At 66.2% G+C, this 13,838-nt stretch carries 13 protein-coding genes; 5 read left to right on the top strand and 8 right to left on the bottom strand.

The window, feature by feature from the left end:
- Nucleotides 1-44: 44 nt before the first annotated feature.
- The gene (locus A5782_RS21495) at nt 45-1,430 is read right to left on the bottom strand and encodes a 13E12 repeat family protein (protein WP_067104110.1); all 1,386 of its coding nucleotides are present in this window, start codon (nt 1,428-1,430) and stop codon (nt 45-47) included.
- Between the two features lie 185 nt (nt 1,431-1,615).
- Between A5782_RS21495 and A5782_RS21490 the strand changes: the two genes are divergently transcribed.
- From A5782_RS21490 to A5782_RS21470, 5 genes are all read left to right on the top strand, one after another.
- Nucleotides 1,616-2,557, top strand: a complete 942-nt coding sequence (locus A5782_RS21490; RefSeq protein ID WP_067104109.1) for a DUF4129 domain-containing protein — start codon at nt 1,616-1,618, stop codon at nt 2,555-2,557.
- Entirely contained in the window at nt 2,554-3,036 is a 483-nt protein-coding gene (locus A5782_RS21485; RefSeq protein ID WP_067104108.1) for a hypothetical protein, read from the top strand. The genes A5782_RS21490 and A5782_RS21485 overlap by 4 nt, the downstream gene beginning before the upstream one ends.
- 19 nt (nt 3,037-3,055) lie before the next feature.
- A complete protein-coding gene (locus A5782_RS21480; protein ID WP_067104107.1) occupies nt 3,056-4,033 on the top strand; it encodes a MoxR family ATPase in 978 nt (325 codons plus the stop codon).
- A gap of 88 nt (nt 4,034-4,121) precedes the next feature.
- Nucleotides 4,122-5,300 carry a DUF58 domain-containing protein gene (locus A5782_RS21475; RefSeq protein ID WP_231986754.1) on the top strand — a complete coding sequence of 393 codons (1,179 nt, stop codon included), beginning with the start codon at nt 4,122-4,124 and terminating at the stop codon, nt 5,298-5,300.
- A 7-nt stretch (nt 5,301-5,307) separates the two neighbouring features.
- Entirely contained in the window at nt 5,308-5,757 is a 450-nt protein-coding gene (locus A5782_RS21470; RefSeq protein WP_067104163.1) for a hypothetical protein, read from the top strand.
- Between the two features lie 22 nt (nt 5,758-5,779).
- On the opposite strand, the gene nuoN is transcribed toward A5782_RS21470, so the two are convergent.
- Genes nuoN through nuoH form a run of 7 tightly spaced genes read right to left on the bottom strand, consistent with a single transcriptional unit; the run spans nt 5,780 to nt 13,835 of the window.
- A complete protein-coding gene (gene nuoN / locus A5782_RS21465) occupies nt 5,780-7,369 on the bottom strand; it encodes an NADH-quinone oxidoreductase subunit NuoN (RefSeq protein ID WP_067104105.1) in 1,590 nt (529 codons plus the stop codon).
- Entirely contained in the window at nt 7,366-8,952 is a 1,587-nt protein-coding gene (locus tag A5782_RS21460) for an NADH-quinone oxidoreductase subunit M (RefSeq protein WP_067104104.1), read from the bottom strand. The genes nuoN and A5782_RS21460 overlap by 4 nt, the downstream gene beginning before the upstream one ends.
- A gap of 49 nt (nt 8,953-9,001) precedes the next feature.
- Nucleotides 9,002-10,903 carry an NADH-quinone oxidoreductase subunit L gene (gene nuoL / locus A5782_RS21455; protein ID WP_067104103.1) on the bottom strand — a complete coding sequence of 634 codons (1,902 nt, stop codon included), beginning with the start codon at nt 10,901-10,903 and terminating at the stop codon, nt 9,002-9,004.
- A gap of 11 nt (nt 10,904-10,914) precedes the next feature.
- Nucleotides 10,915-11,214 carry an NADH-quinone oxidoreductase subunit NuoK gene (gene nuoK, locus A5782_RS21450; protein WP_007772892.1) on the bottom strand — a complete coding sequence of 100 codons (300 nt, stop codon included), beginning with the start codon at nt 11,212-11,214 and terminating at the stop codon, nt 10,915-10,917.
- Nucleotides 11,211-11,999 (bottom strand): NADH-quinone oxidoreductase subunit J, encoded by a 789-nt coding sequence (locus A5782_RS21445; protein WP_197694304.1) that lies wholly within the window; start codon nt 11,997-11,999, stop codon nt 11,211-11,213. Before A5782_RS21445 ends, nuoK begins: the two co-directional genes overlap by 4 nt.
- A gap of 26 nt (nt 12,000-12,025) precedes the next feature.
- Nucleotides 12,026-12,571, bottom strand: coding sequence for an NADH-quinone oxidoreductase subunit NuoI (nuoI, locus tag A5782_RS21440; RefSeq protein WP_067104101.1), 546 nt, complete (start codon nt 12,569-12,571; stop codon nt 12,026-12,028).
- On the bottom strand, nt 12,564-13,835 hold the full coding sequence (gene nuoH / locus A5782_RS21435) for an NADH-quinone oxidoreductase subunit NuoH (protein ID WP_067104162.1): 1,272 nt from the start codon (nt 13,833-13,835) through the stop codon (nt 12,564-12,566). Before nuoH ends, nuoI begins: the two co-directional genes overlap by 8 nt.
- Nucleotides 13,836-13,838 lie beyond the last annotated feature (3 nt).

Below are 13,838 nucleotides of genomic sequence, written 5' to 3'. Positions count from 1 at the left end.
CGCGTGGACATCGCGATAGGGCTGCATAATCTTTGTGCGGATGATCATTCGCGTTCGGGTGGGTCAGGATCGCCGCGCAGGAGCTCATCGGGATGGTGTGCGTGGTTGATGTCGGGCGGTCCCTTCCCATCGGTCCAGCCAAGTCGCCCGTTGCCGGCCACCACGGTGCTCCATTCGCCGCGGCCCACCGCGCTGTGGTCGGATCCGCAGGCGAAAAACAGCTTGTCCGCATCCGTCCGGCCGCCGTCTGCCCATTCGGGTGCGTGGTGAACCTCGCAGTGATAGCCAGGTTCGAGGCAATCGGGGCGGGTACATCCGCGGTCGCGTGCATAGCAGATGAGGCGTTGATCCGCGGTGGCGATGCGCTTTTGGCGGCCCAGATACAACGGCCGGCCGGTGTGGTCGTCGAACACGGCAAGATAGTGAAGGGCCTTGGCGGCCATGCGAATCAGATCCGGCATGGGTAGTCGGGAACCGCCGCCGGTGCGTGCGGGAGCGGGCATCGGAACTGACGAGTCGACCACCGCGTGCGCGGCCTGGTCGAGTTCGGCCAGCGTGGTAGTGGCGATCACAGTGACGGGATGCCCACGGTGCGCCCCGAGATCGCCGGAGGCGACGGCGGTTTCGAGACCGACCTTGAGGGCATCGTGACGGCGTTGGCCCGGTGTGCGGTCATCGCACGCCTGCGGATCGCTGTCGGGACCGCCGGGTCGATGACGGCCGGGCCGCACCGCCGCTTCGAGGGCTTCGAAGTAAGCGCGGGCCTCGGGATCCAGCAGACCGGACAGCCGCGACATCCCGTCGGGCCCTTGTGGGCTCAGGTGCAGCCCACGGCGGCGGGCCCGATCGACTTCGGTGAAACGGCCATCGGGATTGAGATAGTCGGCGATCCGGTGGCCCAGCTGGGTAACCACGGCGGCATCGAGTCTGGTCGCGTGCCGCACCAGCGTGCGCTCGGCGTCCGACGCATCTGAGGGGGAGACGCAGGACGGCAACGTGTCCACAGCGGTACACACGGCGCGGATGTGGTCCTCACCGACCGCGCCGGCGGCCACAGCAGCCGCCAAAGCCGGGAATTCGGCTGCCAATGGTGCACCCGTCAGCGACCGGCGCGGCCGAAGACGGGCCGCGAGCCTGAAGCGGCGCGTGACCTCCTTGGGCGTGATGCGAAGCCGCGCCCACAGCGTGCTGCGCACCACGGGTACGCGCCCTGCCTCGTCCGACGGGTCGGCGATTTCGCCGAAAATCCGATACATCAGCCCGCGATTGACGCGGTCCTGGGACTCCAGCCGTTCGGCAACGTCGACCCGAAAGGCGTTGCCGACCACCTCCGATGAGGTCTGACGCAGCACCTCGTGAGCCGCATCGACCGCGTCGAGCGCGGCGCAGATTCGCTCCCGCGCCTGTGCCGCGTTCAACCAAGGACCCACACCGCCACGGTATCGAACACGCGTTCGAGTTAAGGGCGGAGACGGGAAATATGTGGATGAACTGGCCACTGTGGATAAGCCGCCACGCCCGTCCTGGCCCTAGGGCAGCCTGACGTGCAAGTATGGGGAAAGTCAGTGCCGCAACGGCGGCAGGCAACCAATCGAGTGGTGTGCCAATGCCTGGTATGGACAAGCCGACAGGGCGGGTTGTTGCCCTGATCGTTCTGCTGCTCGTGGTCGCCGCCGCCCTGCGCGGCTACCTTCCCGCTCGCCACGATGTGATGCGCAGCGAGTCGGGCGGCCGGGCGGCGCTGGCCTTCGTGGTGGCGGCTCTCGCCGTGACGCTTGCGCTGATCGCGGTCGCCGTGGTCGCGCGGTTGCGAGATCCACGCGCTCCCGCGCCGGGTGCCGGTGCACTGTCCGACACGCTCGGCACCGGTAAGGGACGACCGAGCTGGCGCGTGTTGTTGATCGGACTCGGCGTGATCGTGGCCTGGCTACTTGTCGCGATACTGCTGGCGCGGCTCTGGCCGCACGGCCTCGCTCCCGCCCCCTCACCACCGCAGCGCGGCGCTGCGCCGGCGACGCACGCGCCCGCACCGCCCCCACAGCAGCATTCACGTCGTCCCCGTGACGGCTCGCAGAACATGCTGGGGATACTGCTTGCTTGCACCGTCGCCATGTTGGTGATGTTGGTCGCCGGAACGGTCGCCACGGCCCGGCGGCGCTGGCGTCCGGCGGCGACCGGCGTCGCCGACGCGCCGGTGGAACCCCCAGCGCCGGCGGCGCGTTCGGAGTCACTGGCGCGGGCGGCCGAACGCGGACTGGCCGAGATGACAGACCTGAGCCGCGAACCGCGCGAGGCGATCATCGCCTGCTATGCCGCGATGGAACGTGAACTCGCACATGTTCCTGGCGCCGTCCCCCAGGAATTCGACACTCCGACCGAGGTACTGGCCCGCGCGGTCGAGCACCACGCCCTGCACGCCGACAACGCTGTCCAGTTGGTCAACCTGTTCGCCGAGGCACGGTTCAGCCCCCACGTGATGAACGAGGACCACCGCGACATCGCGGTGCGCGTCCTTCGATTGGTCCTCGACGAGCTGGGTTCGCGGAGTTTCGCATGAAAAAGACCACGACACTGGGCGTTTTCCTCATCATCGGCATAGAACTGCTGGCCCTGACGCAGCATGATCGACGCTGGGTACTGGCGGCATCCGGTGTCGGGCTGGCTGTTGTGCTGCTGAGCCTCCGTCGTGCCCTGGCGCGTGGATTCGATGCCGACACGGAACCCGGTGCCGACGATCTCGGGGATTCGTTGCGGCGCTGGCTTTCCACCACCGAGACGACGATCCGGTGGTCGGAGTCCACCCGGGCCGACTGGGACCGGCATCTGCGCCCGATGCTCGCGCGCCGGTACGAGATGACAACTGGCCAAAGGCAATCCAAAGACCCGGCGGGTTACCACGCAACCGGGCGCATGCTCTTCGGTGTGGAGCTGTGGGAATGGGTCAATCCCAACAACGTCACCCGCAGCGGTGACCGCGAACCTGGTCCGGGCCGTGCGGCGCTGCAAGACATTCTGCAAAAGTTGGAGCAGGTATGACAGGAGGCGCGATCCGAACATGACGCTGCCGGCCGCAACCACGACCGCCCATTGCGAGGCGATTCTCGACGAAATAGAACGGGTGGTGGTGGGAAAACGCTCCGCGCTGCGGCTTATCCTCACCACGGTCCTCGCGCGCGGTCACATTCTCATCGAAGACCTGCCCGGCTTGGGCAAGACGCTCATCGCGAGATCCTTCGCCGCCGCGCTGGGTCTGCAATTCACTCGGGTGCAGTTCACACCCGATCTGTTGCCCGCGGACCTGCTCGGCTCGACGATCTACGACATGCAGTCCGGTCGCTTCGCGTTCCGGCCCGGCCCCATCTTCACCAACTTGTTGCTGGCCGACGAGATCAATCGCACGCCGCCGAAAACCCAAGCCGCGCTGCTGGAGGCGATGGCCGAAGGCCAAGTCAGCATCGACGGCGAAACACACCAACTGCCAAAGCCTTTCATTGTGTTGGCCACCGACAACCCGATCGAGTACGAGGGCACGTATCCGCTTCCCGAGGCGCAACTCGACCGGTTCGCGATCCGGCTGGAATTGCGCTATCTGAGCGAGCGGGACGAGACGTCGATGCTGCGCCGCCGCCTCGAACGCGGTTCGGCAGAACCGACGGTCAACCAGGTGGTGGATGCCCGCGACCTGGTGGCCATGCGTGAATCGGTCGAGCAGGTGACCGTGCACGAAGACGTCCTGCACTACGTGGTGTCGCTGGCCAACGCGACGCGACACCATCCGCAGGTTGCTGTCGGGGCCAGTCCCCGCGCCGAATTCGATCTGGTGCAACTCGCCCGTGCCCGCGCGCTGCTGCTGGGCCGCGACTACGTCATCCCCGAGGATGTGAAGGCGCTCGCTATCGCGGCGGTCTCACACCGGATCACCCTGCGCCCGGAAATGTGGGTACGAAAGATCCAGGGCGCCGACGTTATCGGAGAGTTGTTGCACCGCCTGCCGGTGCCGCGAACCGGCGCCAGTGCTCAAGAGCCCGGATGAGCCAGGCGTGACTCATAGCGTTGGAGCCGAATTCCGCTGGCGCGCATCGGAATTGACGAAGGCGATCGCCACTTGCGCGGGGTTTGCGATGGCCGCCGCCGTGATCGGCGCCCAGTGGCAGCTGATGGCCTTCGCGGCGCCACTGCTCGGCGTGTTGTGCTCGATCAGTTGGCAACGGCCGGTCCCGACGATTCGGGTGCACGGTGAACCCGACACCCAGCGTTGTTTCGAAAACGAGCAGGCACACGTCAGGGTATGGGTGACGGAAGAAGACGGGGCCTCGGCCGTGCAGCTCACCGTTGCGGACATCGCGGGCATGGAGATCGAAATCACCGAATCCGATGCGGGCCAAGCGAAAACCGTCGCGGCAACCGTGCAGCGCTGGGGTCGGTATTCCATCGCGGTCCGCATCGACGTCGTTGCCCGCGGTGGGCTGCTCACCGGAACGGCCGTCGTCGGGGCCGCCGAGGTCATCGTGTTTCCGTTGACACCGCCGCAACCCACTCCCATTCCGCAGACCGAACTGCTCGACCGGTTGGGTGCCCACCTGACCCGCCATATCGGTCCGGGTGTGGAATACGCCGACATTCGCCTTTACGTGCCCGGTGACCAACTGCGCGCGGTGAATTGGCCGGTGAGTGCGCGTCGCGGCCAACTGCACGTGACACAGCGGTTGACCGACCGCGCCGCCGACGTGGTGGTGCTGATCGATGGGTATCGGCAGCCCGCGGGTCCGGCGACCGAGGCCACCGAACGAGTCGTTCGGGGCGCGGCGCAAGTGGTGCAAACCGCGTTGCGGCACGGTGACCGGGCCGGCATTGTCGCCCTCGGGGGAAACCACCCGCGCTGGCTTGGTGCCGACATCGGGCAGCGCCAGTTCTATCGGGTGCTCGACACCGTCCTTGGCGCCGGTGACGGCTTCGAACACACCACGGGTACGTTGGCGCCGCGCGCGGCGGTTCCCGCCGGGGCGATAGTCATCGCGTTCTCCACCTTGCTCGACACCGAATTCGCCTTGGCGTTGATCAATCTGCGCAAGCGGGGCCATATCGTGCTGGCCGTCGACATTCTCGATAGTTCGCCGTTCGAAGACAAACAGGATCCCTTGGTGGATCGGATGTGGGCGCTGCAGCGCTCCGCCATGTATCGGGACATGGCCACCATCGGCGTGGACATCGTGTCGTGGCCGGGGGATAGCGGACTGGAGCAGTCGATGGGTGTGTTGCCGGATCGACGTCGGCGGGTGCGGGGGAGGTTACGTGGATAGCGGCGGCGTGGTGACGTTGGCACGGGTAGGGGCACCCGTGTTCGCGACGGGTTTCGGTCTGCTGATGGTGGGACTGGCCGCCGACGGGTGGCACGGATCCGCCGTTATCGCCTGGGTGGCGGCGCTGATTGCGGTCGCCGTTGGCACGGTATTGCGTCGCGCCGCAACGGTTGCCGTACTGCTGGCGGCGGTTACCGTCGCGCTGTCCAGCCCGCCGGTGATGTTCGTCGCGCTGTCCGGCTTGTGCGCCGCCGCCTACCTGGTGTGCCGCCACGCGGACGGTACATCCGCCCCGGTGGTGCTGGACAGCTGGCCGACCGCGGTTGGCGCCCTGGGGTTTACGTTCGCCGGATTGGTTGCGACGTCGTTTCCCCTGCAATTGCCGTGGTTGCCGTTGGTCGCCCCGCTGGGGGCGTTGGTGATTTACCTGCTGGCGATCCGGCCGTTCATGAGCTGACCGCTGACGCCCGACGTCAGCGTCAGTGCAGCAGCACCGCGGCCCGGTCGGCAAGATCCAGCAGCGGCTGCGGGAAGATACCCAGCACCACGGTGACCGCGGCGCACACCGCGATCGCGGCCTTGCTCAAGATGCCCGGCGCCACCACGTGCGGGGTGTGCTCGGTCGCTTCGGTGAAGAACATCGACACGATCACCCGCACGTAGAAGTAGGCGGCGACCCCGCTGGCGACCACGCCGACGATCACCAGAGGCGCGGCGCCACCCTGGGCGGCGGCCTTGAACACGGCGAGCTTGCTGACGAATCCACTGGTCAGGGGGATGCCGGCGAAGGCCAACAGGAACATCGAAAACATCACGCCCACAATGGGTGAGCGCTGCCCCAGCCCCGCCCAGTGCGAGAGGGTGGCGTCCTCGACCCCGTCGGCGTCGCGGATCAGGCCGACGATGGCGAACGCGCCGACGGTGCTGAAGCTGTAGGCCAGCAGATAGAACAACGTGGCGGACAGGCCCGTGTGGTTGTCGGCGATGACTCCGGTGAGGATGAATCCAACGTGGGCGACCGACGAATAGGCCAGCATGCGTTTGACGTCGGTCTGGTTCACCGCGGTGATGGTGCCCACCGCCATGGTCAGGATGGAGATGGTCCACAGCACCGGGCGCCATTGATCGTGCAGCGGCGGCAGCGCCACGTAGATCACCCGAAGCAGCGCACCAAAAGCCGCGACCTTGGTGGCGGCGGCCATGAATCCGGTGATGGGGGTGGGCGCACCCTGGTACACGTCGGGAATCCACGAGTGGAACGGAACGGCGCCGACCTTGAACAGCAGACCGACCGACAGCAGCGCCACACCGACCAGCGCCATCGACGTGTCGCCGCGCGCGGCAAGGGCATCGCGGATACCGGTCAGCAGCAGCGTGCCGGTCGCGCCGTAAAGCAGTGCCACGCCGTAGAGGAAGAACGCCGACGAAAATGCGCCCAGCAGAAAGTATTTCATCGCCGCTTCCTGCGAGAGCAGGCGGCGATGACGGGCCAGGCCGCACATCAGGTACAGCGGCAGGGACAACACTTCCAGCGCGACGAACATGGTCAACAGGTCGTTGGATGCGGGGAAGACCATCATGCCGCCGACCGACAGCAGCGCCAGGGGGAACAGCTCCGTCTGGGCGGCTCCGGCCCGCTCGGCCTCCCGCTCGGCGTCGCTGTCGGGCACCGCCGATGCCTGCGAGGTAAAGGAGTCCAGGCCACCCGAGCCGGCCGTGCCGACGCCCACGGAGATCTTGCTGTCCGCCGTGGCTTGGGTGCGTTCGGCGATGAAGATGACCGCCATCACCGCGACCAGCAGCACGGTGCCCTGCAGATACAGCGTCGGCCGGTCGATGGCCATGGCGCCCAAAACCGCGGCGCGCCCGGAGCTCTGAATCGAGCGGCTCACGGCGATGACCGCGACGAACGCCGCGATCAAGCCGCCGAGGGCGAGCGTCACCTGCGCGGCGTAGCGAATTCGCCTGGGCAGGAACGCTTCCGCGAGGACACCCACCACAGCGACGCCGAACACGATGAGTGTCGGGCACAGCAGGAAGTACTCGATGCTCGGGGTAGGGAGGGTCATCGCGGTCCTTCAGCGGTCCGGGGTACGTCGACCGATCTGGGTGTTCCCATCGGGACGGTCGGCTTGGGGTCGTGCTGGCCGATGGTGGTCATGGTGTTCTCGACGGCGGGATTGATGATGTCGAGTACGGGCTTGGGGTAGATCCCGAGCACCAGCAGCAGCGCGATCAACGGTGCGACGACAACCAATTCGCGTGCGCGCAGATCGCCGATCTTCTCGTTGCCGGCGGCCACCGGTCCGGTCATCACCCGCTGGTACAACCACAACATGTAGACGGCCGAGAGCACCAGCGCGGTGACCCCGAATCCGGCGGCCAGCCAGTACCGGTTGAAAGTTCCCAACAGGACCAGGAATTCGCTGATGAACGGCGCGAGGCCGGGCAGTGACAGAGTGGCCATGGCAGATACCAGGAAGGTGCCCGCCAACACGGGCGCCACCTTCTGCACGCCTCCGTAGTCGGCGATTGCCCGGCTGCCGCCGTGCCGCGATATCAGGAACCCGGCGATCAGGAACACCGCCGCCGTGGACAGGCCGTGGTTGAGCATGTAGAGCGTCGACCCGCTCTGCCCCTGGCTGGTCATCACGAAGATGCCCAGGATGATGAATCCGAAGTGCGAGATCGAGGTGTAGGCGATCAGGCGCATGATGTCGGTCTGGCCGATGGCGACGATCGCGCCGTAGATCACCCCGATGACCGCCAGCACGACGATCAGCGGCCGGAAATATGTTGAGGCGCCGGGGAACAGCTGCAGGCAGTAGCGCAGCATGCCGAAGGTGCCGACCTTGTCCATCACCGCCATCATCAGCACCGCGGTCGCCGGGGTGGCCTCGACCGCGGCGTCGGGCAGCCAGCGGTGGAACGGCCACAGCGGGGCCTTGATCGCGAACGCGAACATGAAGCCCAGGAACAACGCCTTGAACACCGCGGAGTCCGCGCCATAACGGCCGGAAGCGACACCGGCCACGATCTCGCGGAAGTCGAAAGTGCCCGAACCGTGCTGCGAGGTCACCACATACAGCCCGATGACCGCGGCCAGCATGATCAGCCCGCCGAACAGGTTGTACAACAAGAACTTCACCGCGGCGCGTGACCTGCCCGAGCCGCCGCCGAAACCTCCGATCAGGAAGTACATCGGGACGAGCATGGCCTCGAAGAACACGTAGAACAGCAACACGTCCAGGGCGACGACCGAGATCAGCACCATCGACTCGATGGCCAGCGTCAGCGCGATGTAGGCCTGCACGCTGCGGCTGCGCTCGCCCCCGTCGTTCCAGCCGGCCACCTGTAGCACCGGAATCAGCACCGCGGTCAGCAGCACCAGCACCACCGCGATGCCGTCCACTCCCAGGGTGTAGCCGGCACCGAAAGCCGGTATCCACTGGTGGCTTTCGACGAATTGATACGGCGCGCCACCGGACTTGAACCCGACGGTGACGACGACCGCCACCGCCAGGGTCAGGACGCCGAAGACCAGACCCGTCCACTTGGCGAGCTGTCGCAACCCGGGCGGCATGAGGATGATCAGCACGGAGCCGGCCAGCGGCACCAGCCACAGCACGCTCAGCCACGGAACGTTATTCACCGGCGCCGCTCCTCTACATCGCTTCGCTTCGCGTGGTCGTCGGCCCGGCTCACCACAGTTTCACCGCCAGGATCAGCGCGACCACCAGCACCGCGCCCGTCAGCATCGACAATGCGTAGTTGCGGGCGAAGCCGGTTTGCAGCCCCCGCAGCCGATTTGACGTCGAACTCACCAGTGCCGCCAGCGCGTTGACCGAGCCGTCGACACCCGCGTTGTCGACGTCGACAAGCGCGTGAGTCAGTTGCGCGCCGGGTCGCATGAACACCTCCTCGTTGAAGGCGTCGCCGTAGAAGTCCTTGCGCACCGCCGTCGTCAACGCGGAGACCGAGAGCGGAGCCACCCGGGGGATCGGTGTGTTCGCGTACAACCGGTAGGCCACCGCGATGCCGATGACGACCACACCCAGTGCCAGCGCGGTGCTCACCCAGGCCGGGGCGGCGTGGGTGACTTCTTCGTGCTTTCCGACGACGGGTTCGAGCCAGCGTTGCAGGGTGCCGCCCACCGCCAGCAGGCCACCGGAGAACACCGAGCCGAGGGCCAGCAGGATCATCGGCCACGTCATCAGGCCCGGCGCCTCGTGGGGGTGGGCGCCCGGCGCCCAGCGCTTCTTGCCGAAGAAGGTCATCAGCATCACGCGCGTCATGTAGAACGCGGTGACGCCGGCACCCAGCAGCGCCGCGCCGCCCAGCAGGTAGCCGCGGATGCCGCCGGTGCCGAGCGCGGCCTCGATGATGGCGTCCTTGGAGTAGAAGCCGGCGAACGGCGGCACACCGATGATGGCCAGGTATCCCAGACCGAAGGTGACGAACGTGATGGGCAGCGCCGCACGCAGTCCGCCGTAGCGGCGCATGTCCTGTTCTTCGTGCATCGCGTGAATCACCGCGCCGGAGCCGAGGAACAGGCCGGCCTTGAAGAAACCGTGGGTTAGTAGGTGCATGATCGCGAAGGCGTAGCCCGCCGGACCCAGGCCGGCCGCGAGCACCATGTAGCCGATCTGGCTCATCGTCGATGCCGCCAGCGCCCGCTTGATGTCGTCCTTGACGCAACCGATGAACGCTCCGAGCAGCAGCGTGACCGCACCCACGATGACCACGGCCAGCTGCGCATCGGGGGACAGGTTGTACAGCGGGTTGGACCGCACGATCAGATAGACCCCGGCGGTCACCATGGTGGCGGCGTGGATCAGCGCGGACACCGGCGTCGGGCCCTCCATGGCGTCACCCAGCCAGGCCTGCAGCGGGACTTGCGCGGACTTGGCGCAGGCGCCCAACAGCAACAGCAATCCCATGGCGGTCAGCGCGCCGCGCCCGGCCGCCGGTGCGCCGGCGAAAACCCCGGCATACGACAGGGTGCCGAAGGTGCTGAACATCAAGAACATTCCCAGGGCCAGCCCGGCGTCGCCGACCCGGTTCATCACGAATGCCTTCTTGGCCGCGGTGGCCGCCGTCGGCTTGTGGTACCAGAACCCGATCAGCAGGTACGACGCCAGCCCGACGCCTTCCCAGCCGACATAGAGCACCACGTAGTTGTCGGCGACGACCAGCAGCAGCATCGAGGCCAGGAACAGGTTGAGATAGCCGAAAAACCTTCGGCGGTCTAAGTCTTCGGCCATATAGGCGACCGAATAGATGTGGATCAGTGACCCGACCCCGGAGATCAGCAGTACGAAACACACCGACAGCTGGTCGATTTGCAACCCAAGGTCCACCCGGAGCTGGCCGACGGGGATCCAGCTGAACACCGTCTGGTGGATGAAGCGGTGGTCGGCGGCGCGGCCGAGCAACTCGCCCAGCAGACTCAGGCCCACCCCGAATGCCGCGAGCGCGGTAGCGCAGCCCAGCCAATGCCCCCACCGGTCGGTGCGTCGCCCGCCGAACAGCAGGATTGCGGCGCCAGCCAATGGCAGCGCCACCAGCAGCCAGGTGGATTGAGTCCCAATAAGGTTCGTCACTGTGGCGCTTCTCAGCCTTTGAGTAGATTCGCGTCGTCGACGGACGCCGATTTGCGGGTACGGAAGATGGTCATGATGATTGCCAGGCCGATGACCACTTCGCAGGCGGCGACGACCATCGTGAAGAACGCGATCATCTGCCCGTCCAGGTGGCCGTGCATCCGCGCGAACGTGACGAACGCGAGGTTGACCGCGTTGAGCATCAGCTCGACGCACATGAACATCACGATGGCGTTGCGGCGCAACAACACACCGGAGGCCCCGATGGTGAACAGCAGCGCCGAAAGATACAGGTAATTAGCCGGATTCACGACGTACCGCCTTGGGAGAGACTCGGGCTCGGCTCGGTGGACGGGGTCTTCTTGCCGTCGGCGCCGCGGCTTTGCAGTATCGGCGACACCGAAAGCTTCGAGTACGAGCCGTCCGGCAGCAACGCGGCCACGTCGACGGCGTTGTGGCGTGCGTAGACACCGGGGCTGGGCATCGGCGTGGGGTGCCCGCCCGGCTGGAAACGTTCCTGGGAGAACTCGCGCTGCGTCTTGCGGCGCTCGAACCGCTCGCGGTGCGCCAGCACCATTGCGCCGATGGCCGCCGTGATCAGCAGCGCGCTGGTCAGCTCGAATGCCCACACGTACCGCGAAAAGATAAGCGCCGCCAGCCCTTCCACGTTGCCGTTGGCGTTGGCGGTGGTCAGGCCGGCGAAACCGCCGGTGGCCACGTTGCCAATGGCGGCGATGAGCAGAATGCCGAACCCCATACCGGCCGCCACGCCGGCGATGCGCTGACCGCGCAGCGCCTCCTTGAGCGATTCCGCGGAGTCCACACCGATGAGCATCAGCACGAACAAGAACAGCATCATGACCGCGCCGGTGTAGACGACGACCTGAACTACACCCAAGAACAGTGCGTCCTGGATCATGTAGAAGACGGCCAGGACGATCATGGTCATCGCCAAAAACATCGCCGAGTACACGGCGTTGACCGCGGTTACCACCCCGATCGCGCCGATCACGGCCAGGACGCCCAGCACCCAGAAGGCGACCGCTTCGCCGGTGGACGTGCGGATGATGGTGTCTTCGGCGAAGCTGGACGCCACGGCAATGGCGTGGCCGGTCAATCCGGTCACCGGGAGTCTCCGGTCTGCTGGATCTCCCGCAAGCCCTGTGCGGTCACATTGCCCTGGTAATAGTCCTTGTCGGTGGCGCCGGCGGTCCTGGGGTGCGGTGGCGCGAGCATGTCTTGCAGCAGCGGCGCCAGCAGCCGGTCCTTTTCGTAGATCAGGTCGGCGCGGTTGTCGTCGGCCATCTCGTAGTCATTGGTCATTGTCAGCGCCCGGGTAGGGCAGGCCTCGATGCACAGTCCGCAGCCGATGCATCGCAGGTAGTTGATCTGGTAGACCCGGCCGTAGCGTTCCCCGGGCGAATACCTGAGTTCCTCGGTGTTGTCCGCGCCCTCGACGTAGATCGCGTCGGCAGGGCATGCCCAGGCGCACAATTCGCACCCGATGCATTTCTCCAGACCGTCGGGGTAGCGGTTGAGCTGGTGGCGGCCGTGATAGCGCGGTGCGACGGGGCCCGGCTTTTCCGGATACTCCTCGGTGACATTCTTTTTGAACATCGATCCGAACGTCACGCCGAATCCGGCTACGGCGTCCAAGAATTTAGCCACGTGCTTTCTCCTTGCTCGCGGCCGCCAGGGATTTCTGGGCTGTCGCTGGCAGCGGCGGTGTCGGGAATACCGAAGTGGGGCCTGGTGCGGCCGGGAGGTTCTTCGCCTCGCGGCGCAGCTGTTTCTCCAGCGCGCGAATACCCGGCGCGCTGAACGGCTTTCGCAGCACCAGCACGAGCACCGTGGCGAACACGATGCTGCTGGCCACCAGGATCGGGGTCCAATGCTGATAACCCTGGTTCTGCAGCGTGCGAATCACGGCGGCGATCAGCACCCAAACCAGTGAGGCCGGGATCAGCAGCTTCCAGCCCAACCCCATGAACTGGTCGTAGCGCAGCCGGGGCAGCGAGGCCCGCAACCAGAAATAGATGAACAGGAAGGTCCACATCTTCGCGGTGAACCACAACACCGGCCACCACCCGGTGTTGGCGCCGGCCCACATGTTAAGCGGCCACGGCGCGTGCCAGCCACCGAAGAACAGGACGGTGGCCAGCGACGAAACCGTCATCATGTTGACGTATTCGGCCAGCATGAACATCGCGAACTTCAGTGACGAGTACTCGGTGTGGAATCCCGCGACCAGCTCACCCTCGGCCTCGGGCAAATCGAAAGGCGCCCGGTTGGTTTCGCCAACCATCGAGATGAGGTAGATCACGAACGACGGGAGCAACAGGAACACGTACCAGACCCGGTCCTGGGCGGCGACGATCTGCGACGTCGACATGGAGCCGGCGTAGAGGAAGACCGCCGCGAACGACAGCCCCATCGCCACCTCGTAGGAGATGACCTGGGCGGTGGAGCGCACCCCGCCCAGCAGCGGGTAGGTGGACCCGGAAGCCCAACCGCCCAGCACGATTCCGTAGACGCCGATCGCCGAAAGCCCCAAAATGAACAGCACCGCGACCGGCAGGTCGGTCAGCTGCAACGGTGTGCGGTGACCGAACACCGACACCACCGGACCGAACGGAATGAAGGCGAAGGCGGTGAACGCCGGAATCGTGGAGATGACCGGCGCCGCGAAGTAGACGAACTTGTCTACCCCGCCAGGGGTGATGGTTTCCTTGAGCGCCAACTTGATTCCGTCGGCCAGGCTCTGCAGGACGCCCCATGGTCCCGCCCGATTGGGTCCGGGCCGCAGCTGCATCCAGCCGAGGATCTTGCGTTCGAGCAGAATCGCCACCAGCACGTTCAGCATGAGGAAGACGAAGATCGCCAGTGCCTTGCCGAGCACCAACCACCAGGTGTCGTGCCCGAAGGCGGTCAAGGC

The organism is Mycobacterium sp. 852002-40037_SCH5390672 (assembly GCF_001665875.1).
GTDB lineage: Bacteria > Actinomycetota > Actinomycetes > Mycobacteriales > Mycobacteriaceae > Mycobacterium.
The sequence above is the reverse complement of the archived record's forward strand: the minus strand, read 5'-3'. Positions and strand labels throughout refer to the sequence as shown.

Excerpts from the sequence above, each read along its gene's own strand:
- A5782_RS21485 (WP_067104108.1), top strand. The coding sequence starts at position 2,554 with ATGAAAAAGACCACGACACTGGGCGTTTTCCTCATCATCGGCATAGAA.
- A5782_RS21480 (WP_067104107.1), top strand. The coding sequence starts at position 3,056 with ATGACGCTGCCGGCCGCAACCACGACCGCCCATTGCGAGGCGATTCTC.
- nuoN (WP_067104105.1), bottom strand. The coding sequence starts at position 7,369 with ATGACCCTCCCTACCCCGAGCATCGAGTACTTCCTGCTGTGCCCGACA.
- A5782_RS21475 (WP_231986754.1), top strand. The coding sequence starts at position 4,122 with ATGGCCGCCGCCGTGATCGGCGCCCAGTGGCAGCTGATGGCCTTCGCG.
- A5782_RS21490 (WP_067104109.1), top strand. The coding sequence starts at position 1,616 with ATGGACAAGCCGACAGGGCGGGTTGTTGCCCTGATCGTTCTGCTGCTC.